A 22,919-nucleotide genomic window follows, 5' to 3' on the forward strand; every position below is an offset into this window, starting at 1 on the left:
GCGTCTCGTTTCATTCGTTCACCTGTGACAGGCACGTCCCGTGCGGAGCGTTTGCGGCATTGTACCAATCGGGTGATAAATTGTGAGGCACGGCCGGGCTGCCGGCGTGGGGCCGGCAGCACAGGACACGGGACCTACTGCGGCTTGATCAGCCCCAGCTCGCAATCGACCAGCTGATTGTTGAAGGCGCCGCGTTCGCGCGCACCGCGCGCGGACCGGTCGGTGACCGAGAACACGTAAATGCCTGCAAAGGCCACCAGCATGGAGAACAGCGCCGGATACTCGTAGGGGTAGATGGCGCTCGCATGGCCAAGCACCTGCACCCACACGGTCGGGCTCAGCACCGTCAGCACCACCGCGCTCAGCAAGCCAAGAGAGCCGCCCACCACAGCGCCCCGCGTGGTCAGTCCGCGCCAGTAGATCGACAGCAGCAGCACCGGGAAATTCGAGCTGGCGGCGATCGAAAAGGTCAGGCTGACGATAAAGGCAATGGTCTGCTTCTCGAACAGGATGCCCAGCAGGATGGACAGTACGCCCAGCACGAGCGTGGTCATCCGGGAGACGCGCATCTCCTCCTTGTCGGTGGCGTTGCCCTGGCGCAGGACCTTGGCATAGAGGTCGTGCGAGATGGCAGAGGAACCTGCCAGCGTCAGCCCCGCCACCACGGCCAGGATGGTCGAGAACGCCACCGCGCAGATGAAGCCGAGGAAGAGGTTGCCGCCGACGGCATGGGCCAGGTGCACGGCCACCATGTTGACGCCGCCGATCACCGCGCCGGCAGGCGTGTGGTAGGCCGGATCGCTGGCGACCAGCGCGATGGTGCCGAAGCCGATGATGATGATCAGCGCGTAGCCGATGCCGACGATGCCGGTGGCATACAGGATGCTCTTGCGTGCCGCCTTGACGTCGCCGACGGTGAAGAAGCGCATCAGGATATGCGGCAGGCCTGCGGTGCCGAAGATCAGCGCCAGGCCGAGCGATACCGCGGAGACGGGATCGGAGACCAGACCGCCTGGGCGCATGATGGCCGCATGCTTGCCGTGGGCCTCGATGGCCTGTGCGAACAGCGCATTCATGCTGAAGCCGAAGCGGCTCATCACCATGAACGCCATGAAGGCGGCGCCCGCCAGCAGCAGCACTGCCTTGATGATCTGGATCCAGGTGGTGGCCAGCATGCCGCCGAAGAACACATAGACCACCATCAGCACGCCGACCAGCACGACCGCCGCCGTGTAGCTGAAGCCGAACAGCAGCTCCACCAGCTTGCCGGCCCCCACCATCTGCGACACCAGGTACAGCAGCACGATGACGATGGAACTGGACGCGGAGAACGCGCGGATGGGGCGCTGCTGCAGGCGGTATGAGACCACGTCCGCCAGCGTGAAGCGGCCCAGGTTGCGCAGTGGCTCGGCGATCAGGAACAGGATGATCGGCCAGCTGGCGAGAAAGCCGATGGAGTAGATCAGGCCGTCGTAGCCGCTGGTGAAGACCAGCGCGGAGATGCCCAGCAGCGAGGCCGCCGACATGTAGTCGCCGGCAATGGCCCAGCCGTTCTGCAGGGCGGTGATCTTGCCGCCGGCTGCATAGTGGTCGGCCACGCTGTGGTTGCTCCTGGCAGCCCAGCGCGTGACCACGAGCGTGGCGGCGACGAACATCAGGAACATGGCGATGGCGATGACGTTCATGCCCTGGCCCACCGAGCTCGACGCCGCAAAGGCTGGCAAGGCGGTGAGCAACAGGGCCGCGCCGATGGCGCGAAGGTTGGCTTGCTTCATTTTGCTGCCCCTTGCTTGATTTCGCCGATCCGCTGGTCGTACACGGTGTTGGTGCGATACACGTACACCGCAACCAGCAGGAAGGTCAGCGCGAACATGCCGAAGCCCACGGGAATGCCCACGCTCATGGGCTGGCCCAGGGTCAGCTGGCGGCCCAGCAACGCGGGCCGGAAGGCGAGCGTGAGGATGTAGCCGAAGTACACCGCCAGCATGATGGCGGTCAGCGCCCACGCGAACCTGCGCCGCGCGCGTACCAGGGACTGGAATGCCGGATCGGCGAGCAGGGGATTCGGTGGGGGCGCAGCGAGCGCGGCGCTTTCGCGGGCGGCTGCGGCAAAGGTGGGGGCGGTGTGTTCCAAGGTTGTCTCCGTTGGGGGCGGTTGGTCTGGCGGGAGGGCGGCGGCGCGCTCAGAAGCGCGTCGATACCGCCGTCTCGCGCATCACGGCTTCCGGCGTGCGATAGCGCTCGGCCATCTTGCGGTCGGTCTCGTTCTTGAGCTGCGCCTGCATATAGGCGCCGAGGTGGCGCGCATGCTGGACGATGGCCGCGCCCACCTGCACGCGCTCGGCGCTGTAGCCTTCCAGTGCGGCACTGACGCTGTCATGCGCTTTCAGGGCCTTGACCAGCGAGATGGCGTCGCCCGCGGCCTTGGTCACACCCATGCCGCAGTGCGGGCGCGCCACGAAGGCGGCGTCGCCGAGCAGCGCCACGCGGCCGAAGGCCATGCGCGGCACCTCGAGGTCGAAGATGGGCTGGAACAGTGGCTGCGCGGCCTTGGTCACGACCTCGCCGAACTGGGGCGCCAGGTTGGCCAGCGCGGCTTCCTCCATGCCGGCAAGCACGTCAGGGCGGATCAGCCCCGGCGGGATGCCGCCGGACCAGCGCTTGCCGCTGACGTCGGTCAGCAGGTCGGGCAGGTCCACGTCTTCGCTGGTGGCGCGGTACCACACGAAGTTGTAGCGGCGCTCCCCAACCCGGGTGCTGTTGCCCTGGCCCGCCACCGGGTAGCCGAGGATCTGCTCGCGCGGGGGCAGGCAGAAGGCGAACTTCTCGAACAGCATGTCGCGCGTGGCTTCGCTCAGGCTCGTTTCGTCTACCAGGCCGCGCCAGGCGATGTACCCTGCGTACTGGAGTCTGGCCTCGGGCAACAGGTCCTCGCGCAGCGCGGAGCGCAAGCCGTCCGCGGCGATGACAAGATCCGCGTGATGGATCGAGCCGTCGTCCAGCATTACCACGGCGCGGCCGGGCTCGCTGCGCACCGACACCACATTGGCGCCCGTGCGGTAGGTGCCCCCGGTGAAGGCGGAGCGCAGCACGTGGTACATCTTGCCCCATGCCGTCAGCGTTTGCGGCAGCTCACGCTGCGACAGCACGCTGCCGTCCTGGCCCAGCGTCAGCCGGGACTTCACCTGCACGCCGATGGAGTCGTCCACATCGACCCCGGCGGCGGCCAGGGCCTCGAACAATTCCGGATGCGTGACGATGCCCGCGCCGCGCCCGGCAAGGGCTTCGGGAACGCGCTCGCATACCTCCACTTCCCACCCGGCGCGGGCGAGCAGGTTGGCCGCGAACAGCCCGCCCAGCGAGCCGCCCACGATGATGGCCTTCGGCCGTGTCGATAGGGTTGTCATAGTCAGTCTCCTGCCACTTCGGGGTGGATCGCGCGCGCGCCGTTGCCCGGGATTTCAAGGCCCGCCACCTCGGCGGCGGGGTAGTTCAGCTCGATGGTGACGCCGGAAGGGTCCTCGATGAACACCTGGTGCAGGCCCAGGCTGGGGACGGTGCGGTCGCGCCACGGAATGCCCTCGGCTTCCAGCTTCGCCCACATCTGCGCCACGCCGGTGGCCAGGAACGCAATGTGGTCGAGGGTGCCGGTGCCCGCCGCCGAGGGGGCGCGCTCGCCGAGGTAGGCGGACAGCCCGCCGGGGTTGCCGGGGTCGGCGCCGATGATGTGGACCGTGCCGAATTCACTTTCGTCCCCGCCCATGTACAGCCAGGCGCCGGGGAAATCGAAAGGGGGGCGATAGCCTTGCCTGAAGCCGAGAATGCGTTCGTAGAAGGCGCAGGATTGCTCGAGGTCCGTGGTGCGGATCGAGAAGTGCGCGAGCTTGCGGATGGTCATGGTTGCCTCTGCTATTGATCGATCGATTAGTGATCGTGTGATAAATTGTAGGTCAGCTGCGTGGAACGGCCAAGAGCGGAAAAGGGGAGTACTTACCCTGATCGGCGGCGCGCATGCCGGCTGCGCCACTTCTTCGCGGCGCAGCCCTGTGCCCTAGTGGCGCCGTCGCCCACGCGAACCTGGCGTTGCGCCGCCGGCAACGCAGGTTTGCGCTGGCATGCCATTCCGCTGATGCGGGCCGCCGTCTACGCTGGCTGCATCACTCACGCAAGGAGCCGTCATGAAACCCGTCGACACCCAGATCACCTATGACTTCATTTGCCCGTGGTGCTGGATTGGCCATCGCAACCTGAAGGCCGCCATCGGGCGCATGTCGACCGAGGTCGCCCCCGCGATTTCCTATGTGCCCTACGAACTCAACCCGGACATGCCGGTGGAAGGCGCCGACCGCAAGGCCTACCGCACGGCGAAGTTCGGCAACTGGGCCCGTTCGCAGGCCATGGACGCAGAGGTGGCGATGATGGGCCGGCGCGCCGGGCTGGATTTCAACTATGACCTGATCACGGTCACGCCCAATACCCGGCTTGCGCACCGGCTGATGGCATTCGCCCAACAGACCGGCGACGCAGCCATGGCGGAGGCGTTGTTCGATGCGATCTTTGCTGCGTACTTCTCCCGCGGCGAGCACATCGGCCTGATCGATGTACTCGTGCCGCTGGCTGTATCCGCCGGCTTCGATGCGCAAGCCGTGCGCAATCACCTGTCTGGCACCGACGGCGAAGCGCAGATCGTGGCGGCGCAGGCGAAGGCGCAGCGCGAGGGGGTCCGCTCCGTGCCCACGATCCGGATCGGCAATGCCGTCATCGCTGGGGCGCAGCCGCCTTCGATCATGGAGAAGGCGTTGCAGGCGGGAGTGGCCGAGGCCATTTGAGAGTGAGCGCGCCGCACGTGCACCGGGCGGCTGCCGCAGCGAATCTGGAGAACACAGACATGAACAAGCAAGCGACTCTTCAGGCTGCTTGATTGACACCTTGCCCACGCGAATCACGCGGCGCTGCGCTGCATGGCAGCCAGCCAGCGGATTAGAATGCTCGCACCGGCGCGCTCCACGCTGACCCGGCGCCAACCGGGCGCCGCAGCGCGCGCTTGATTGGCGACTTTCCGTATCCAGGCTTTCATCGTGACCATTCGCAGCTTCCAGGGCAAGGCCCCCCAACTCGGCGACCGCGCGTTCGTCGACCCCAGTGCCGTCGTGATCGGCGACGTAGAGATCGGCGCGGACAGCTCAGTCTGGCCGCTGGTGACCATTCGTGGCGACATGCACCGCATTCGCATCGGCGCGCGCACCAGCGTGCAGGACGGCAGCGTGCTGCACATCACGCATGCCGGGCCGTTCAATCCCGATGGCTTTGCGCTCACCATCGGCGACGACGTGACGATCGGCCACAAGGCGCTGCTGCATGGCTGCACGGTAGGCAGCCGCATCCTGATCGGCATGGGCACCATCGTGATGGACGGCGCGGTGATCGAGGATGAAGTGATCCTCGGCGCCGGCAGCCTGGTGCCTCCTGGCAAGGTGCTCAAGAGCGGGCATCTCTATGTCGGCAGCCCGGCGAAAGAGGCGAGGGCGCTGACGGAGAAGGAGCTTGGCTTCTTCCGTTATACGGCGGCCAATTACGTCAAGCTGAAGGACCAGCACGTGGCGGAGTTGAAGGGCGGTTGACAGGCTGCCCGCCTGTTTCGGGGAATATCGCGGGCGCGATCGCCCAGGACCGCCGCGAACTCCAGGGCGCTCGTCCGGCGCCAGGCAGGCACCACTGCCCGCGAAGGCTTTGCCTTTACAATAGAAGATCACATTTTCGAGAAAAAAGAACAATGAGCTTCTATGAAGGCAAGGTTTCGGTGCGAACGATCTCTGCATTGCTGGTTATCGTTGGCGCGTCGCTCTGTGTAGCGCCGGCCAGTGCGCAGTCCAGGAATATGGGCGGGTCGGAGCAGGTCTCCGTTGGCACGGTGTCGATCCTGGCCGCGCCTGTCGTCAGTGTGGCCGGCAGCACCGGTGGCGCGGGCCCGGTGGAGGGTTCCTTGCTGGCGGGCATGGGCAGCGCCTTTGTCGTGTCCGGCATTGCGCAGGGCGGGAAGGATACCGTCGAGGTGATCCTCGACTCGGTCAGCACCGCGGGCAAGGCCTCGGTCAAGGTCGCCAAGAGCGCGTTCGAGAAGCTGGGCGTCTCGGTCGGCGCCACCGTGAACGCCGTGGCCGATTCGACCGGCACCGTGCTGGTGGTGTCAGGCAAGGTGCTCGCCTTTATTCCCAATACGATCGGTGAGGCGTTGCTTTATCGCGAGCGGGTTCCCACGGCCGCGAAACCGTGAAGGGGCGCGCCATGATCTTGAACCGGATGGGCCGCACCGGCGCCTTGCTCGCCTTGCTGCTGGTTCCGCTGCTCGCGTCGGCGGGGCAGAGCTGTGAAGACACGCCGCTCAGCACGCAGACGCTGCGCCAGGCCATGGCCACGGCGCAAAAGGTGACGGCGGAGATGGAACGGCGCCAGGACAACGTGGCGCTGGTGGGACGGGTGGGGCAGGACCTGTCCAGCTATGGGCTGAAATACAGCCACGTCGGCATCATCTACCGCAACCCGGCGGACGCGCGCTGGCGCATTGCCCATTTGCTCAATAGCTGTGGCACCGCGCAGTCGGATCTGTGGTACGAGGGCGTCGGCAATTTCTTCCTGGACGACATGTTCTCGTACGATGCCGTCCTGATCGTCCCTCCCAGGCAGATCGCCGATCGCCTGCTGCCGCGCCTGCAGGATGGCGCAGCCCTGCGCTCGGTTCACGACGTCAACTACAGCCTGGTATCGTACCCATTCTCCACGCAGTACCAGAACTCCAACACCTGGGTGCTGGAAACGCTGGCAGCCGTGGAAGCCAGGGACGCCAAGATCGTCAACCGCGAGCAGGCGCAGGCCTGGCTCAAGCTGGCCGGCTACCAGCCGTCCGAGATGAAGATCGGTACCTTCAAGCGCCTGGGTGGCCGCGTGTTCAAGGCCAACGTGGCCTTTGACGATCATCCCACTGAACTGCGCTTCTCCGACCGCATCAGGACCGTTACCGTCGATTCCGTGATGCGATTCCTGGCGGACCGCAACGAGGGCTGGCAGGTCGTGGAAATTCCGGCGGCGCGCTAAGCCACCGGCGGGCGTTTCCTGTCAGATCACCTTGCCCGGATTCATCAAGCCCTGCGGATCCAGCGCCTGCTTGATCGCCCGCATCATCGCCAGCTCCACGCCGCTCTTGTAGCGGCGGTTTTCCTCGCGCTTGAGTTGGCCCAGCCCATGCTCGGCGGAAATCGAGCCGCGGTGGGCGTGCACGCTGTCATGCACGATCAGGTTGATGGCTGCCGAGTTGTCGAGTTGCCGAGGAAGGCATCGTGACTTTCGCCCACGGGCGGCGACAAGTAGGACGACGTCTAGGACGAGGTGCATACGTGCTCGCGAAAAAAGCTCGTCCAAAGACACCAGTTACGCTCAATCAGAGGATTCGCCTGGTGGCCTCTCCGGGCGGATTCATTGGGCGCAAGAGTGATGGCGAACCCTGCGCCAAAACGATCTGGATCGGCATGCAGCGAACAACATATTTTGCCTTCCTGATTTAGGCGCTGCGGAAGGACTCATGAATGATAATTCACTCACGACTGATTATATTATCTGCACTACTAATTTCAGGAAGCGCCTTATCGGCGCAATTTGACACCAGCACTGCAAGAATAATACTCAAAGACTATGGATTAGCCAGTTGCATATCCGGTCAGTTCAAAGAAGATTCCGAAATCAAGTCTGATATAGACATTGCTATAGCCGCCTACTCGACGATGGGCAATGGTCAACATTTGATCATGCAAAACGAGGACAATCTCGCAGTTATAGATGACCCCTACGCGGCAACCAAAAAATATATGCTTGATGCGTATCAAAATACGCCCGCGATCAGCAAATACACTGATAAAAAAATGGCTTTCTATGGCTGCCTCGAAATATATAACTCAGACGAATTTGATAAATTCATCAAATCCCAGGATCAGTACTTGTCAAAGTAGTATTGCAAGCACCGATTAAACCGTGTGAGTGTGATTTACGAACGCCGAGAGTTAAACCCATCTCGCTATGCGGAAGTGATGCCCCCCTCGACTACATGCAGTCGAGAACTGACGGAATTCAGACGCAGGGGGTTGTAAACATGCGCGGACTCGCGTTTACTCTCGACTTTTCGTTGCGACACGAGGTCGCTTGCAGAAGTTGTTCCCGCGGCAACGGAGGGAACCAACCGTGTCACCGGTTGAATCTAGGAGCCTGAATAAAGAGCGGCTCTGACAACGTAACGAAGCATCGTAAGGTGCGGGGTATCAATCGCGAGAGGCATACCCTTCTGGCAGCCACGCGCCGGTGAAGTGCCAGATAGTCGGTAGGGTGAAAACATTTGAATCTGCGATAAAGATCGTGACGAGAAACAAGCGGAAGTGGCTTCTACGCTTGAACCAAAACGGTAATGGAGGTGGGAACAGGGTTTCGAAAATGCGCTCTCGTGACCCATATGCCTCCCGGTCAATAGCAGGCACCTAACCCGACGTACTTTTGCAAGCGGAACGTGGAAACCCCGTATCGCTCCCTTCGGGGACAGCAGGCTGCAAAGTCTGCCCATGGCGGTGCGGGCACAGGAACGAGGAAAAAGCGAACGCCGACCTGTAATGGGACGGATAGAGGTTGCAACATCACCTCACGCGAAAGCGGGCAGACTTCCTCATGGTCTCTCCTCACCAGAGAGTTTCCAGAACCATCTTAACGGGAGGAAAGCAAATGAGTGCTGCAACACAGGCGCGTGCGCCTTCTGGCATGACGTGGGACGGCATCAATTGGGCCGAGGTCCAACGGCATGTAAGAGGGCTGCAAACGCGTATAGTGAAGGCGACACAGGAAGGTCGCCATAACAAGGCGAAAGCCTTGCAATGGCTACTGACCCACTCGTTCAGCGGCAAGGCATTAGCCGTCAAGCGGGTGACTGAAAATCAAGGCAGGAATACCCCCGGTGTGGACAAGGTAACGTGGAAAACACCGGAGGCAAAGACCAACGCGATGGCGTCGTTGAAGAGGCGGGGCTACTCGCCCCTTCCGCTTCGGAGGGTGTTAATTCCGAAGAAAAACGGCAAGACGAGGCCGCTGGGCATACCCGTGATGAAGTGCCGCGCCATGCAAGCGCTACATTTGCTGGCATTGGAACCGATCGCGGAAACCACCGCCGATCTGAACTCCTATGGGTTCAGGCCGGAGCGCTCAACCGCGGATGCCGGGGGACAGTGTTTCGTCTCGCTCGCGAAAAAGGCAAATGCACAATGGGTGCTAGAGGCCGACATTCAAGGCTGTTTCGACAAAATCAGTCACGACTGGATGCTCGCCCATGTCCCTACGGATAAGGCGGTCCTAAAGAAGTGGCTCAAGGCGGGATTCGTGTATCAAAACGAACTCTTCCCAACTGAGGCAGGTGCCCCGCAAGGGGGAATTATCAGCCCTGTCTTAGCCAACATGACGTTGGACGGTCTCGAAGCAAGGCTAGCGGAGAAGTTTCCGCAGGCAAGGCGGGCAGGCTTAAAAATGAACATGGTGCGTTACGCGGACGACTTCATCATCACTGGCTTCTCGAAAGAATGGCTGGAGAGCGAAGTCATGCCTGCCGTGGTCGAATTCCTGGCGGAGCGTGGGCTTGTCCTATCGCCGGAAAAAACCAAAATAACGCATATCACGGATGGGTTCGACTTCCTCGGATGGAACCTTCGCAAGTACAACGGCAAGCTGTTGGTCAAGCCGTCGAAAGCGAACGTCAAGGCTCATCTTGACAAAATCCGTGAAGTCATCAGGGCCAACAAGACGGCTAAACAGGCAAACCTGATAAGGCTGCTCAATCCGGTATTGCGTGGATGGGCGAATTACCACAGCCATGTAGTCGCCAAGGAAACCTTCGCTCGGGTTGATGCCAATGTCTGGTCAATGCTATGGCGATGGGCGGTGAGAAGACACCCCAATAAAGGAGCCAGATGGGTCAAAGAGAAATACTTCAAGACCCGAGGCACCCGGAACTGGGCATTTACCGCCACAGAAAAACAAGAGGATGGAACGGAACGGGAGCTTACCCTGCTGCAAGAGTCGGACACGCCAATACAGCGGCATGTCAAGATCAAAGCCAACGCGAATCCGCACGACCCCAAATGGGAACAGTACTTCGAGTCCCGGTGGGGCAAGAAAACGCTGAACTCGTCAAGAGGCCGTGCGAAGCTCTACCGCGTCTGGCTCAGGCAAGATCGCCTGTGTCCTACCTGTCAGGAACCTATCACAAAGGGCACTCCTTGGGATGTCCGCCACATTGTGAAAAGAACCGAAGGCGGATCGGACTCAGCGAGCAATCTCGAACTGCACCATCTCGATTGCCGTAGAACTCGGTAGTACGCCAGAACTACAGTTGTGAGACCGGGTACCGAAAGGTGCCTTCGTAGAGGCTTGAGCCGTGTGCGTCGAAAGAAGCATGCACGGTTCTTAGGGGGCCGGGCGCGGGTAACCGCGTCTGGCTACCCGGCAGTGCGAATGGACAACGAGTCGGGGGCGTGGGTGGACGAAGAATTTGAAGGGCTGAATCTAGGCGATCCCAGGCGGGACCGGCGGGCGAAGGAACTGCTCAAGCGGTTTGCAGCCAACCCGACGGCTAGCATTCCGGGCGCTTGCGATGGATGGTCGGAGACCATGGCGGCGTATCGATTCCTCGGTAACGAGGAGATCGAATGGACGGATGTGATGCAGCCACATTGGGAGCGCACCGCTGCCAGGGCTGGCCAATTCCCGGTGGTGTTGTGCATCGCTGACACAACCGAATTGAACTTCAACGGCCAGGAGGTGGAGGGACTAGGGCCGCTGAGCTTCGAAGCGCAGAGGGGAATGTATCTGCATCCGACGTACGCCGTCACGCCGGATCGGGAGCCGCTGGGCGTGATCGATGCATGGATGTGGGCTCGGGAGCCTCGGGACGCTAACGGACAGCGTGGCGGCATCAAGGAAAGCATACGGTGGATCGAAGGGTACGAACGGGTTGCGGAGCAAGCGGCGCTGCTACCTCAGACACGCCTGGTCTATGTGACGGATCGGGAAGGCGACATCGCGGCGCTGATGGCCCGCGCATGTGAACTCGGTCAGCCCGCTGACTGGCTGATCCGTTCCCAATACAACCGCAACCTTGCCGAGGCAGGGAAGCTGTGGGACAACGTCGACGCCAGCCAGGCGCTTGGGGAAATCACCTTCATCCTGCCGGGGCGCGCAGGCCAGAAGGCGCGCGAGGTTAAGCAGGAACTACGCGCACAACGTGTGAAGCTGCCGGGTCAGGCAGGCTCGGTTACTTGTGTGGTGGCCCACGAGACCGGTGCGCCGGCGGGCGTCACACCTGTGGTGTGGCGACTCCTGACCAATCGCGAGGCGCAGAACACGGACGCCATTGTCGAATTAATTGATTGGTATCGAGCCCGATGGGAGATCGAGATGTTCTTCCACGTCCTGAAGACCGGATGCAAGGTCGAGGCGCTGCAGCTATCGCAAATGGAGCGTGTGGAGCGGGCCTTGGTGCTGTACATGGTTGTGGCATGGCGCATTGCCAGGCTGATGCGGTTGGGCAGAACCTGCCCTGAGTTGGACGCATCGCTGTTCTTCGACGCTGACGAGATACGAGGGACATATGTGCTCGCGAAAAAGGCCCGTCCAAAGACTCCGGTTACGCTCAATCAGATGATCCGCTTGGTGGCTTCTCTGGGCGGATTCCTTGGGCGCAAGAGTGATGGCGAGCCCGGCGCCAAAACGATCTGGATCGGCCTCCAGCGAACAATGGATGCCGCGTTCATGATTCAGGCGCTGCGGGAGGACTCATGACTTCTGTATAACGAGATGCGTCTAACTCGCCAGTGGATACCGCTTCCCTCCGTCGGGCTATGCGGCTCGGTGGGGTAAGCCTCTACGTGCCATTTCAAAAAACTGTCACCAAGAATCTGGGCGCTCCTGCGACAACAAGCTTAGGAACGACTCAATCTGAAATTGCGGCGATCTCGCCAACGCCGCTCTAGAAGGGTTCGTGTATCTGACTGCAGTGAAACCCAAACTGGGCACGGGATATCGATCTCTGGACGAGGGCCGCTGCAGTTCCACAATCTGTATCTTCGCATCACTACCTTCTGGATTTCGCCCAGCAAGCGGACTCGCTAGAGTCCGCTGTATCATCTACGTCGTTGACGCGGCGAGGGTAGAATTTCCGAGGCCCCTGTCTGTGTGTCTGTCACCTCGGGGGGTTTAGTCTGCCTCCGAAGGTTGCCCCCCGCATCGCAAATACCTTGAGGGACTAGTCGTGTGTCAGAATTTCGAAAATGTGTCACTTGAGACACTTAGCGCCGTTGACGCGGATACCCTAAACGCCTTTCCTTTCGGCATCATTGGCTTCGGACCAGATGCCATCGTCACCGTTTACAACGACGTCGAATCGACGAGCGCGGGATTGAAGCCGAAGAGCGTGTTGGAGCGGCACTTTTTCGCGGAAGTCGCCCCTTGCATGAATAATTTCATGGTGGCGCAGCGATTCGAGGATGAGCCGCAACTCGATGTAATAATTCCTTACGTACTCACGTTGCGGATGCGCCCGACGCCCGTCCGGCTTCGATTGCTTAAAGCACCGGACAACGGAAGTCGCTTTATTCTCGTCGACCGAAAGGTGTCAACGTGACCACACTTGGCATCGCTGAAGACGCGCTAGAGACCGAGTACGAAGCCCTGCTGTCATTCATGTATCTTTCGCCGGTCGGTATTGTTCGCAGCGACAAATCCGGGCTCGTAGACATGATGAACCCACTTGCAGCTCAGCTTCTGATGCCGCTGGTCAGGAATGGCGGAATCGAGAATATTTTCGACAGCCTGGCGTCCGTAGCCCCCGAACTCCGGAATCTCGTGTCCAGCTTCGAGGCGGAGCGCGGCCCGGTATGCGAGAACCACCGTGTCTTTGTCACGCCAACCAAGGACGGAGCGGTTGTTCTGGCCTGTTCCATCATCAAGGTGAACGCAAACCAGTTGATGACGGTTCTAACGGACATCTCCCGGCAGGTCGCTGCCGAGCGGCAGGCAAAGCAAACTGAGTCGTGGCTCGCTGGAATCTACACAAATGTCAATGATTTCGCATTCTTCACACTGGACGCTAATGGCCGTATCGAAAGCTGGAACCCGTCGGTCGAGCAACTGACAGGTTTTACCGAGACGGATATCCTCGGCCGCACGCTCGAGTATTTCTACGCGCGCGACGAGGTTGATGCACATCGCTCGCCAGAACACATCGCCCTGACCCGTGATGAAGGCTGGCACATTGAGGAGTGCTGGTGCGAGACGAAGGGCGGCCGGCGGTACTGGGGGCAAATTCTTGTTTCTGTACTCCGCGAGGATGAGGGTGATTTTTCTGGCTATTCGGTTGTGTTTCGGGACGTCACGGAACGCAAAGTGACTAGCGACAACCTCACGCGTTTGCTTACCACCGACCATTTGACTGGGGCATCTAACCGAGCCCATTTTTTCGAGGCTGCCGAAGTCGAAATCGCACGTGCCAGACGGCATAGCCGCTCGCTTTCAGTCGTCATGCTGGACGCCGACCAGTTCAAAGGTATCAACGACACGGCAGGGCACCAGGCCGGTGACGAGGTCTTGAAACGGATTGCCGCGGAAGCGAAGGGGATTCTGCGTTCATCTGATATCGTCGCGAGGCTTGGCGGGGAAGAATTTATTCTGCTACTGCCATCCACGACGTCCAACGAAGCGGCTGCAGTGGCCGAGCGCGTACGGGTTGCCGTCGAGAGCGCGTCCATCGACACGCGAGCCGGCCCGTTGCAGGCTACGGTCAGTCTTGGCGTGGCGTCTCTCGGTCATGCGATCACGACACTCGAGTCCCTATTGGCTGTCGCCGACCGCGCCCTCTATGAAGCGAAGGGCGCTGGGCGAAACTGCGTGCGTATCGGCCACATCGACGATGCTGGCGTGGTTGTCGATTGTGAGGTCTGCGAAGACAGTAGAGCGCAGGCAGACTTATAGCCTGGTGGCGGCCAGAAAGCAGAACAATCGCCCCGAACAACTACAACATTGGAACGCCGGAAAGATGGGCTCTTTTAGGATTCATAGCCAAGAAAAACTGGCTGGACAGGCGCAGCAATGCGCAGGATGCGGCAATGACACGCCGTTGCCTCTCGAAATTGGCTTTGCTTTCCAGCCAATCGTCGACATTAGCACCGAGTCGGTATTTGCATGCGAAGCGCTCGTGCGCGGTGCAAAGGGTGAATCCGCCTATTCCGTCCTGTCGCAAATCGATGACGGAAACAGATATCGATTTGACCAGCATTGCCGTCAGGTTGCTATCGCCAACGCGGCCGCACTCGGTCTGGATGCATTTCTGTCCATCAATTTCCTGCCGAACGCCGTCTACCGTCCGGAGGTCTGCATACGGACCACACTGGAGGCCGCACAGAAGAATGGGTTTCCTCTTGAGCGAATCATATTCGAGACGGTCGAGGGTGAGCATGTCAGTGACCGTATGCATCTCGTCGAGATTTTCAAGGCGTACAAGGAGTTTGGTTTCCTGACTGCAATTGATGATTTCGGCGCTGGATACTCCGGGCTCGCCCTGCTTGTAGATTTTCAGCCTGATATCGTCAAGCTCGATATGGCTCTGCTGCGTGGCATCGATACCGATACGGTGCGCCAGCGCATCGTGCGAGGCGTTCTATCGATATGTGATGACCTCGGTATTCGGGTGGTGGCTGAAGGTATCGAAACCAAAGGGGAACGTGACTTCTTCATCGCGTACGGCGTCAGCTTGATGCAAGGCTATTTCTTTGCGAAGCCAGCTTTCGCGGCTATTCCCAAACTCGACCCGGACGTCTTCGCCGCATAGTAGGCCAGCACGCCTACGTAGTACGAATGAAAAACCCTTCGCATTGGCTATGCTGACCGAAGGCTTGAGAAGTGGGTCTTCGGAGACGCCTCCGAGTAAAACCTCGAAGGTGCCCGCCAAGGCACCCTTCTCGTCCAGAAGATGTCCTGCATTCGGCGCGACAGAAGGGCTGGCCTTGACGTCTACTTGATGATCTCGCCGCTCCATCGATCACGGTTGGCCCAGAACGAACACTGCGGACATTTCTCGCGTTCCGGGTAGTCAATGCCTTCCTCATGCGGACACCCGATGATGCGATCGAAGGCCACCACCGATTTGGCACCATGCTGGTCGATGAATCGAACGATTGCTTCGGTAACTTCTGGATCGGTTCTCGCATCTGTTGTTTTGCAAAACCACCGCTCAAGCGGGTCGGCGTCAGCACCTTCGTGTGCGACGATACCAACAGAGACCTTCGTCGCACTCGTGTCGTCGGGCCCGTAGAAGGCAACCGTTGCCACCGGGTAGCCGCAGAAGCCCTTGTCGCGCTTTTTCGCGAACTTGTCTCGGTACCACTGAGCCTTGAATGTCATGACCTCTCCTCGCATGCCCTCCGACTGACCTGAGCGGCGCCACCAACCTTAACGAAGCTTACCAACTTTTCACGCTCTCTTGGCCGGCGCCAGTCCCGGCATTTGCCACGCCACAGCGAAGCTGTTCGATGCTGAAGGGGCCAAGGTCAAAGAGGGAAACGCCCCTGCTGGCCAATCTGGACGGCCCTCCATGCCAATCAGGCATGGTGGTAACTCGGCAATGAGTACGGCCAACTGATCACGGGCAACCCTCGACTTGACGAGAAGTGGTTTGCCTGCCGCATCGACCCCATGAACGGCAAACACGGTATTGGCCAGATTGATCCCCGCGGTAACCATGGACATGGACTTCCCCTCCTGTGGTCTTGATGGCGTTTCGACACGCCATCACGCACCTCGATGCCGACTTGCGGCTTCCGCCGCAGCCTCGGGACGGGGAAGTCCCTTCCATTCGATTATCCCGATTTGGCGCGGTATCCGTGCAGTGCCCCCTTCGCCCTATGGCTCGCGCCGGTCTTACCCGTCTTCGCCTTCAGCGAGGGAGCGGCAAGCCCCAATCAATCGCCAATCCGCTGTCCGATGCACCGTTCGAACACCGCTTCCAGCGGGCGATAGTCGCACACGACCGCCGCAACATTAGCGTCGATCCACTCGGACGCTTCGACGGCCCACCAACTGATTTCGAAGCCGACATTGACGATGATGTGCTCGAACAGGATGCGCTGGGCGCGCCCGTTCCCTTCCCTGAAGGGGTGGATCATGTTGAGGTCACCGAAATGCTCAGCCATAGCGCAGACCAGTTGAGGGCGTTCCCAATCCTCGAACCATGCTTGCTGCGCCATGGCGCGGAAGATCTTGTCGGCCTCCGGCTCGATGCGGCTGACGTTGCAAAAACGTGTGCTTCCCTTCGAGATGTCTATGGTGCGAAGATCGCCCGCCCAGTCGTAGACATCGAGAAACAGCGTGTGGTGGATATGCTTCAGGTAGGCCAGATCGTAGGGGGGAAGCGAAAAATCGATCTGGCTGGCGGCGATCTCGGAGAGATCACGCTCGGCTTGCGCAAGCAGCGCATCGTCCTGGATGCCCAGCCGGTTACGCAGTATGTGCGTCTCCGGGTAGCAGTACGGATCCTGGCCGGTGCCGTACTTGTCCAAGCTCAGGCTGGTTTGCGATAGGTCTGCAGCACAGCTTCACGCGAAGGCAGCTTGCGCTTTGACTCAGCTGGCGTGACGTCGTAGCCCTCAAGACGCAGGCTTGCAGCATAGTTGGAACGGCGCGTCTTGGCGCAGTAGGCTAGCTTGGCTTGCAGGTCGGGTTTCTTCACGGGAAACAGCTCGTTTGCAGTTTGAAGATGACGGCTCCCATTATAGCGGACCGCGTACGAACGCGTACCAATCCTCACCCACTGGGCAGTGGCGCATACTGCACTGCTCGCTAACCGTTCTATTTCAGATCGGAAATCCCCTTCCCGGCGCGCCCCGTGACTGCCGCGATGGGTACCCGGAAATGTTCCACGGTCTGCCCAGCGTTGACCGCCCGCTGCAGCCAGTCCGGCATGGCGCCGCGCCCGTCCCAGCCCTGCCCGTGCGCGTTGCGGTAGCGCACCACACTAGGCGTTGGGGTCGGCGGCGGCTCGGCAAAGCAGCCGGCGGCCTGCAAGTCAGCCAGGCTCAGCCCATGCTGGGCCAACTGGATGCGGATCCAGGTAATCGCTTGCGCGCGCTCGATTTCAATCGACATGGTGCAGGTGAATAGAGGGTCGGCCGGGATTCGTGAATATCTTAAGCTTCAGATATTTTCGAATCCCGGCCATCCCTCAGTTTCGCCCTGATTTTGGATGCCGTGGCAGCAGCTCGCACGACCGCTCTCGTGCGCGGTGTCGGGCGTAAATGGAGTGCGAAGCGGATACGACGTGCGAGCTGGAGCGACCTAGCCGACCCGGCAGCCGATCCACAGGATTCGTCTGCCCATGACGCCCACGCTGGCCGGATGCTGGACCGTATCGCACAGTTGGTGCCGCGAGTCGCACCCTGCGACGGCAGGGAGGCCCAGATCGCCGCGTAGCGTGCGCTACGCGAACTGCGTACAGGGCTGACATCGTTGCCTTACAGCACCAACCCCGGCATACTCCAGCCTTATGCAGAAACTCCGTGCGCTCCTTGGCCCGTTGCGGGTATTCGATGCGGTATGCCGCGCCAAGGGCGTTTCGCGCGCCGCTGAGGCGCTGCACGTGACGCCGGGAGCCGTCAGCCAGCAGATCAAGCAGTTGGAGTGCGGGCTGGGGTTGCAGCTGTTTCAGAAATCCGGGCGCGAGATCGAGCTCACCGCGGCAGGCGTGCAACTCGCCCGGCGCGTCTCCGATGCCTTCGATAAACTCAACGATGCGCTCGATGATGCGGCCGATCGTCGACTCGACAAGCGTCTGCGGCTGAAGGTGACCCCCACCCTTGCCATCCGCTGGCTGATGCCTCGGTTAGGCGGCTTCCACGCGCAGCATCCCGACATGGACCTCGAGATCGCGACGATCGCCAGGGCCGACGACATCCGGCTCGAGGGCGCTGACTGCGTCATACGGCATGGCGTGGGCGAATGGACAGATGTCGAGCTGGATCATCTGTTCGACGATGAATTCGTTCCAGTTTGCGCGCCCAGCCTTGCCGCACAGTTGCAGACGCCGCAAAACCTGCTGCAGGCCACGCTGCTGCACTCAATGCTACGACCTGAGGCCTGGGATTTGTGGTTCGCCTCTGCCGACCTGGGCGGCCTGCCTCGCTCCCGGGGAATGACGTTGGCCAATGCGGCGCTCTGCTACCAGGCCGCCGCAGACGGATTGGGTGTCGCGATCGCCCAGCGGGCCTACATTGATGACGATATCCGCATCGGACGCCTAGTCATCGCCGTGGATCACGTCGCTCGAACGGAGCGCGGCTACTACTTGGTCTGTGATCCGCTGAGGGCGGACGCCGCTCCCGTGCGGCTGTTTCGCGAGTGGATCCGTTTGGTACGCTAGCGATTGCTCGAGGGGCAGGCCCGCACAAGTACATAGCGAAAAGTCGCCGGGCGAGCCAGGGTCAAAGGAAATTCTCGCGTGATGCCTTGGCAGATCTGTCCTGACGTCAACCTTCATATAGCGCCGATTGCCGCCCTCAAGGTACTGAAAATCCGCCTGAACCGTCAGAAGATGTCTCGGGTCACGCCAAATCCATCGCCATCGCTCAGGCGGATCGCCCGCTATCAATACATCGAGACCCGGACCATCGCCAATGGTACATAGGCTGGCTCGCAGCTGAGGGCCGGCCGCGCCTTTATGCAGCCTAGTCAGCCTTGAATCCCGAGGCTCTAATGATAGGTTCCCAGAAGCTGCGCAAAGCATTGAACCTGGCAAGCGCTTCGGTCGGGGAGCCGCCGACGGCAACGAAGCCAAGCGTGCGGATTTTGCTCGCGAACTTCTCGTCACCGACTGCCTTTCGAACCGCAGCGCTCCACTGAGCCACGGTGACTGCAGGTGTTTGAGGCGGCAGGCATATGGCCAGCGTCCCCACCGCGGCGAGATCCTTCAGGCCAAGTTCGGTAAATGTTGGCACGTCAGGTAGGAGCGACGAGCGTTGCGCAGATGTGATAGCCAGGACGCGCAGCTTCCCCGCATTGTGATACTGCGCGAAATCCCCCACAGTTGAACTTCCCGCGGCGACATTCCCACCAATTAGGTTGGTAATCATCGGTGCGGCACCTTGAAATGGGACGTCTTCAAGAAGCGTCCCAATGATCTTGCCAATTTGCAAGCCTAGGAAGTGAGTTGGGCCTCCGGGGGCGGCGTGGCCGAAATTCGCCTTCTCCGGATGCGCACGCACCCACGCAGCGTATTCTGCGAACGTTTTAGCTGGCGAGGAAGCTGGCGCAGCCAGAGCCATTGGAAACTCGGCAGCGGTCGACACCGGGCGGATGTCCTTCTCCGGTACGTAATTTAGCTTCCTGAACACGGACGGATAGATAGATGTCAGGAAGTCCGGACATAACATCGCCACGCTTCCGTCCGCCGGCGCTGCACGCAACGCTTCTACCGCAATGCGCCCGCCTGCCCCAGGTTTGTTCTCTACAACGACAGTGCGGTTAAGCGGTTCGTGCAGGTATTCGGCCAGCGCTCGCGCAACGACGTCCAGCGTGCCACCTGGTGAAAAGCCCACGAGTATCCTTGCGGGAGCAGCAGGCCCCTGCTGTGCGAGGGCCGGCGACACAAGGGAGTAAGTGATAGAGATGAATGTCGCCAGGCGAAAGAAACGTGATCTAAAAGGTTGTCTCAAGCTCTTCTTCTCCAAGTTGGCTACTGACAAGACTTCGTATGAAGAGACGGACTCAGTCGAGCGGTTTGAAGCCCGAGTCCGCGACGACCTTCCGCCACTTGTAAAAGTCAGAGTTGACCCGCTGCGTAAACTGGGCTGAGTCTGCGCCACTGGGCTTAAATGTCAGCAGTCGAAAGCTCTCCTGCACACTAGGCTGCTGCAGCGCGCTCTTCACCGCGCCCTGCACATGTTGTACAAATTTGTTCGGAGTGGCCGCTGGATAGAACAGTCCTGTGTAATCCTCAGTAGCCAAATCGGGGAATCCTGCCTCAGACGCGGTCGGAACACCTGGCACACTACGTTCAGTGCCGCTCGTTGCCAAAAGCCTAAGTCTGCCTGTCGACAGATGGGGAACAATCCCCGCAAGGACGTCAATACCGAAAGGAATCTGTCCGCCGTTGAGCGCCTGCAGATGAGGCGCACCTCCGTTAAACGGAACGTGATTCAGTTGGATACCACCGGCTCGCGCAAGGAGAAACCCGAGAAAATGCGGGATAGAACCCGTTCCTACCGCCCCATAGTTTCCGTTTAGTGGGTTCGCTTTCACCCATTGGACATACTCGCGCAGCGTCGTTACCTTGGGGGCAGCGGCGGTGCTTGCAACGTAGCCGAACTCCATATTCACGACAGACGTCACCGGCACAAAATCTAGCAACGGATCGTAGCCCAGGTTCATATAGGCGTGCGGATAGACTGCCATCAACGAAGACGAAGTGAGAAGCAACGTATTGCCGTCCGGCTTTGCCGCCTTCACGTAGGTATTTGCGATACGTGCGCCGGCGCCTGGCTTGTTCTCGACAATCACTTTTGCGTTAAGTGGCTTTTCCAGGTGCGGGGCCACGATTCTCGCAATAGCATCGGTCGCGCCGCCTGCAGGAAATCCCAGAATGATCCGGACGGTGCGGTCAGAAGATCCAAAAACTTGGGCCCGGACCAATCGGCTACCGCTGATGGCCCCAATGCCAAGGGTTGTGAGGACTTGTCTTCGTTTCATGGCTCTACTATTGTCTCCGTTTTATGTTCTGGCTACGTTGCGATGACGTTGCCGGGGACCTGCAGTAAGTAGGCGGTCTGTCACCGCCTTTCATGATTCATCTTCTGCCGAAGCTCGTGCCTCAGCTCACCTATCAGCGCCCACGGAAAACAGGTGCGCGCTTCTCCGCAAACGCGCGCCGGCCTTCCAATCGGTCTTCTGTATCCCTTAACAAGCCAAACGCCTGCCGCTCCAGCTCCAATCCAGCAGCTAGCGAAAGCTCCCGCCCGCTCATGGCCAATCCCTTGACCGCCGTCATTGCCAGCGGAGCATTCGCCGCCATGTTTCCTGCAAGTGCGAGGGCGGTGTCCCGCAAAGCAGCGAGAGGCACAACTTTGCTGACCAGGCCGATCCTCAGTGCCTCGGCGGCATCGATCCGTTCGCCAGTCAGAAGCATCCACATCGCGTCCGACTGACCAACCGCGCGAACTAGACGTTGTGTGCCGCCAGCGCCTGGTATGCTCCCCACCCGTACCTCCGGCAAGCCAAACTGCGCATTGTCCGAACAGATTCGGATATCCGCCACCAGGGCCAGCTCAAGTCCGCCGCCCAGTGCATAGCCATTGACAGCTGCGATGACTGGCTTCTGGGTCTGGAGTGACCCGAAATTCAAGCCCCTTGTGCCGCCCCCGTAGAGCAGGCTCGCCGCACTTTCCGCGGGGGGCATCGTCTTCTTTAGGTCAGCGCCGGTGCAAAACGACCGATCTCCTGCGCCCGTCACGACAAGGACTCGGATAGCTTCGTTCCGCGAGACCTCATCCCACGCCTCGAGCAATTTCTCGTTCGACTCGGGGTCGATCGAGTTCATCGCATCGGGCCGGTTCAGAGTGACGAGCGCAACGCCGTCATGGATACTCAACGTAATCGACATGGATACAATTTAGTTTCTTTGGGGAATGGATGCGACTACAGCCTCGATGCTGTCACTGGGAAAGCCCATCTCGGTAAGGACTTCGCGCGTGTGCTGCCCGATGGTTGGCGCAGGACGACGCGCATGGGGCCGCTCCCCGACGGCGCCGATCATGTTGCGCGGCATTGTCAGCGCCCCTGCTACGGGATGCTGCATGGACTCAGCAAGCTCCCCTTCGACGAAGGCTGTCGACTGGACCACTTCGGCGTAATCATTGATTGGTCCGCAGATGATGTCCACGGCGGCGAACTGCTCGAGCCAGAATGCTCGAGGATGAGCACGCATGTGCGATTCCAGCGCACCCAGCAGCGCCTCACGATGCTGCAGGCGACTCTTGTTATCGCAGAATCGCGGATCATTGGCTAGCTCCGGGACCCCGATCGCCCCACAAAAAGCCTCCCAGCGCGCGGGGTGGTATGCCGCGACCATGATCCATCCGTCGGAACAGCGCAACGCTTCGTTTGGCGTGGAGTATGGTGCGGCATTTCCCTGTGGGCCTGGCACTTTGCCGTCCGCGAAGTAGGTAGCAAAGGTCGTGTGCTGCAACGCGATGGCGCTCGCGAACATGCTCGCTTCTACATGCTGCCCCCGTCCATTTTTCTGCCGCTCCGCAAGGGCAGCAAGGACCGAGATAGTGGCTAGATACCCCGTGACGAGATCGACAACCGGCACTTGGACCTTGCAGGGCTCTCCGCCCTGCGATCCCGTGACGCTCATGAGCCCACTCACCGCCTGCAACACACCGTCCACACCAGGCAAATCCCGGGTGGATCCAAGCTGTCCATAGGCTGACACCGAGCAATAGACCAGTTTCGGATTCCTCTCTGCCACCGTGGCGTAGTCAAGCCCGAATCGCGCCATCACACCCGGACGGAAGCTCTCCACCAGCACATCTGCCTCTGCGACGAGTTGCCGGGCTGCTTCCAGATGTTCCGGTTGCTTAAGATCGAGAACAATGCTGCGCTTGTTGCGATTCAGGGCCAGGAATGGAACTCCTTCGCCGTTGACCCACGGAGAGAGTGCGCGAGCGAGGTCTCCCGAAGGAGTTTCGACCTTCACCACCTCGGCCCCAAGATCCGCCAAGCAAAGTGTGCAGGTAGGACCCGCCATCACTTGCGTGAAGTCGACCACTTTCAATCCGCTAAATGTATTTGCGAGCATG

25 protein-coding genes and 3 pseudogenes are annotated in these 22,919 nt (G+C 60.5%); 14 read left to right on the plus strand and 14 right to left on the minus strand.

The window, feature by feature from the left end; genetic code table 11:
- Positions 1–134: 134 nt before the first annotated feature.
- Genes actP through A9975_RS00955 form a run of 4 tightly spaced genes read right to left on the minus strand, consistent with a single transcriptional unit; the run spans position 135 to position 3,898 of the window.
- On the minus strand, positions 135–1,775 hold the full coding sequence (gene actP, locus A9975_RS00940; protein ID WP_183030985.1) for a cation/acetate symporter ActP: 1,641 nt from the start codon (positions 1,773–1,775) through the stop codon (positions 135–137).
- Positions 1,772–2,134: a DUF485 domain-containing protein gene (locus tag A9975_RS00945; protein WP_183030986.1), complete on the minus strand. Its 363-nt coding sequence runs from the start codon at positions 2,132–2,134 to the stop codon at positions 1,772–1,774. Before A9975_RS00945 ends, actP begins: the two co-directional genes overlap by 4 nt.
- Positions 2,135–2,183: 49 nt before the next feature.
- Positions 2,184–3,407, minus strand: coding sequence for an FAD binding domain-containing protein (locus A9975_RS00950; protein ID WP_183030987.1), 1,224 nt, complete (start codon positions 3,405–3,407; stop codon positions 2,184–2,186).
- 2 nt (positions 3,408–3,409) lie between these two features.
- Positions 3,410–3,898: a VOC family protein gene (locus A9975_RS00955; protein ID WP_183030988.1), complete on the minus strand. Its 489-nt coding sequence runs from the start codon at positions 3,896–3,898 to the stop codon at positions 3,410–3,412.
- Between the two features lie 280 nt (positions 3,899–4,178).
- Here A9975_RS00955 and A9975_RS00960 point away from each other — a divergent pair, with 280 nt between their 5' ends.
- The 4 genes from A9975_RS00960 to A9975_RS00975 all read left to right on the plus strand — a co-directional run bounded on the left by A9975_RS00960 (position 4,179) and on the right by A9975_RS00975 (position 7,092).
- Complete coding sequence (locus A9975_RS00960) at positions 4,179–4,829, plus strand: DsbA family oxidoreductase (protein ID WP_183030989.1); 651 nt, start codon at positions 4,179–4,181, stop codon at positions 4,827–4,829.
- A gap of 249 nt (positions 4,830–5,078) precedes the next feature.
- Complete coding sequence (locus tag A9975_RS00965; RefSeq protein WP_183030990.1) at positions 5,079–5,621, plus strand: gamma carbonic anhydrase family protein; 543 nt, start codon at positions 5,079–5,081, stop codon at positions 5,619–5,621.
- Between the two features lie 152 nt (positions 5,622–5,773).
- A complete protein-coding gene (locus A9975_RS00970; protein ID WP_183030991.1) occupies positions 5,774–6,274 on the plus strand; it encodes a hypothetical protein in 501 nt (166 codons plus the stop codon).
- A gap of 11 nt (positions 6,275–6,285) precedes the next feature.
- Positions 6,286–7,092, plus strand: coding sequence for a DUF2145 domain-containing protein (locus A9975_RS00975; protein WP_220810581.1), 807 nt, complete (start codon positions 6,286–6,288; stop codon positions 7,090–7,092).
- A gap of 21 nt (positions 7,093–7,113) precedes the next feature.
- On the opposite strand, the pseudogene A9975_RS00980 reads toward A9975_RS00975, so the two are convergent.
- Positions 7,114–7,361: pseudogene (locus A9975_RS00980) on the minus strand (FAD-linked oxidase C-terminal domain-containing protein); the annotation flags it as partial.
- An 18-nt stretch (positions 7,362–7,379) separates the two neighbouring features.
- Between A9975_RS00980 and A9975_RS00985 the strand changes: the two are divergent.
- The 7 genes and pseudogenes from A9975_RS00985 to A9975_RS01015 form a co-directional block, all read left to right on the plus strand.
- A pseudogene (locus tag A9975_RS00985) lies at positions 7,380–7,559 on the plus strand (IS4 family transposase); the annotation flags it as partial.
- A gap of 21 nt (positions 7,560–7,580) precedes the next feature.
- Positions 7,581–8,000 carry a hypothetical protein gene (locus A9975_RS00990; protein WP_220810582.1) on the plus strand — a complete coding sequence of 140 codons (420 nt, stop codon included), beginning with the start codon at positions 7,581–7,583 and terminating at the stop codon, positions 7,998–8,000.
- Positions 8,001–8,757: 757 nt separating this feature from the next.
- On the plus strand, positions 8,758–10,395 hold the full coding sequence (ltrA, locus tag A9975_RS00995; RefSeq protein WP_183030992.1) for a group II intron reverse transcriptase/maturase: 1,638 nt from the start codon (positions 8,758–8,760) through the stop codon (positions 10,393–10,395).
- 138 nt (positions 10,396–10,533) lie between these two features.
- Positions 10,534–11,859 (plus strand): IS4 family transposase, encoded by a 1,326-nt coding sequence (locus tag A9975_RS01000; RefSeq protein WP_183030993.1) that lies wholly within the window; start codon positions 10,534–10,536, stop codon positions 11,857–11,859.
- A gap of 490 nt (positions 11,860–12,349) precedes the next feature.
- Complete coding sequence (locus A9975_RS01005; RefSeq protein ID WP_220810583.1) at positions 12,350–12,700, plus strand: phosphonate transporter; 351 nt, start codon at positions 12,350–12,352, stop codon at positions 12,698–12,700.
- Complete coding sequence (locus tag A9975_RS01010) at positions 12,697–14,046, plus strand: sensor domain-containing diguanylate cyclase (protein ID WP_183030995.1); 1,350 nt, start codon at positions 12,697–12,699, stop codon at positions 14,044–14,046. The genes A9975_RS01005 and A9975_RS01010 overlap by 4 nt, the downstream gene beginning before the upstream one ends.
- Positions 14,047–14,110: 64 nt before the next feature.
- The gene (locus A9975_RS01015) at positions 14,111–14,902 is read left to right on the plus strand and encodes an EAL domain-containing protein (protein ID WP_183031033.1); all 792 of its coding nucleotides are present in this window, start codon (positions 14,111–14,113) and stop codon (positions 14,900–14,902) included.
- 182 nt (positions 14,903–15,084) lie between these two features.
- On the opposite strand, the gene A9975_RS01020 is transcribed toward A9975_RS01015, so the two are convergent.
- The 5 genes and pseudogenes from A9975_RS01020 to A9975_RS01040 all read right to left on the minus strand — a co-directional run bounded on the left by A9975_RS01020 (position 15,085) and on the right by A9975_RS01040 (position 17,214).
- Complete coding sequence (locus A9975_RS01020) at positions 15,085–15,474, minus strand: hypothetical protein (protein WP_183030996.1); 390 nt, start codon at positions 15,472–15,474, stop codon at positions 15,085–15,087.
- A 186-nt stretch (positions 15,475–15,660) separates the two neighbouring features.
- A pseudogene (locus tag A9975_RS01025) lies at positions 15,661–15,819 on the minus strand (IS110 family transposase); the annotation flags it as partial.
- 212 nt (positions 15,820–16,031) lie between these two features.
- Positions 16,032–16,628 carry a Fic family protein gene (locus tag A9975_RS01030; protein WP_183030997.1) on the minus strand — a complete coding sequence of 199 codons (597 nt, stop codon included), beginning with the start codon at positions 16,626–16,628 and terminating at the stop codon, positions 16,032–16,034.
- 2 nt (positions 16,629–16,630) lie between these two features.
- Entirely contained in the window at positions 16,631–16,798 is a 168-nt protein-coding gene (locus A9975_RS01035) for a YhfG family protein (RefSeq protein ID WP_183030998.1), read from the minus strand.
- A 119-nt stretch (positions 16,799–16,917) separates the two neighbouring features.
- The gene (locus A9975_RS01040; RefSeq protein ID WP_183030999.1) at positions 16,918–17,214 is read right to left on the minus strand and encodes an H-NS family nucleoid-associated regulatory protein; all 297 of its coding nucleotides are present in this window, start codon (positions 17,212–17,214) and stop codon (positions 16,918–16,920) included.
- 129 nt (positions 17,215–17,343) lie between these two features.
- On the opposite strand from A9975_RS01040, the gene A9975_RS01045 reads away from it, so the two are divergent.
- From A9975_RS01045 to A9975_RS01055, 3 genes are all read left to right on the plus strand, one after another.
- Positions 17,344–17,538, plus strand: a complete 195-nt coding sequence (locus tag A9975_RS01045; protein ID WP_370563631.1) for an FUSC family protein — start codon at positions 17,344–17,346, stop codon at positions 17,536–17,538.
- A gap of 73 nt (positions 17,539–17,611) precedes the next feature.
- Complete coding sequence (locus tag A9975_RS01050; RefSeq protein WP_183031000.1) at positions 17,612–18,484, plus strand: LysR substrate-binding domain-containing protein; 873 nt, start codon at positions 17,612–17,614, stop codon at positions 18,482–18,484.
- Between the two features lie 81 nt (positions 18,485–18,565).
- The gene (locus tag A9975_RS01055; protein WP_183031001.1) at positions 18,566–18,748 is read left to right on the plus strand and encodes a hypothetical protein; all 183 of its coding nucleotides are present in this window, start codon (positions 18,566–18,568) and stop codon (positions 18,746–18,748) included.
- A 40-nt stretch (positions 18,749–18,788) separates the two neighbouring features.
- Here the strand turns inward: A9975_RS01055 and A9975_RS01060 are convergent, their stop codons facing one another.
- The 4 genes from A9975_RS01060 to A9975_RS01075 form a co-directional block, all read right to left on the minus strand.
- On the minus strand, positions 18,789–19,790 hold the full coding sequence (locus A9975_RS01060; protein WP_255502992.1) for a Bug family tripartite tricarboxylate transporter substrate binding protein: 1,002 nt from the start codon (positions 19,788–19,790) through the stop codon (positions 18,789–18,791).
- Positions 19,791–19,827: 37 nt separating this feature from the next.
- Positions 19,828–20,808, minus strand: a complete 981-nt coding sequence (locus tag A9975_RS01065; protein ID WP_183031002.1) for a tripartite tricarboxylate transporter substrate-binding protein — start codon at positions 20,806–20,808, stop codon at positions 19,828–19,830.
- A gap of 133 nt (positions 20,809–20,941) precedes the next feature.
- A complete protein-coding gene (locus tag A9975_RS01070) occupies positions 20,942–21,718 on the minus strand; it encodes an enoyl-CoA hydratase/isomerase family protein (protein ID WP_183031003.1) in 777 nt (258 codons plus the stop codon).
- Between the two features lie 9 nt (positions 21,719–21,727).
- Positions 21,728–22,918, minus strand: a complete 1,191-nt coding sequence (locus A9975_RS01075; protein ID WP_183031004.1) for a CaiB/BaiF CoA-transferase family protein — start codon at positions 22,916–22,918, stop codon at positions 21,728–21,730.
- Position 22,919 lies beyond the last annotated feature (1 nt).

This window comes from Cupriavidus sp. UME77, assembly GCF_014170355.1.
In the GTDB taxonomy this organism is placed as follows: Bacteria; Pseudomonadota; Gammaproteobacteria; order Burkholderiales; family Burkholderiaceae; genus Cupriavidus; species Cupriavidus basilensis.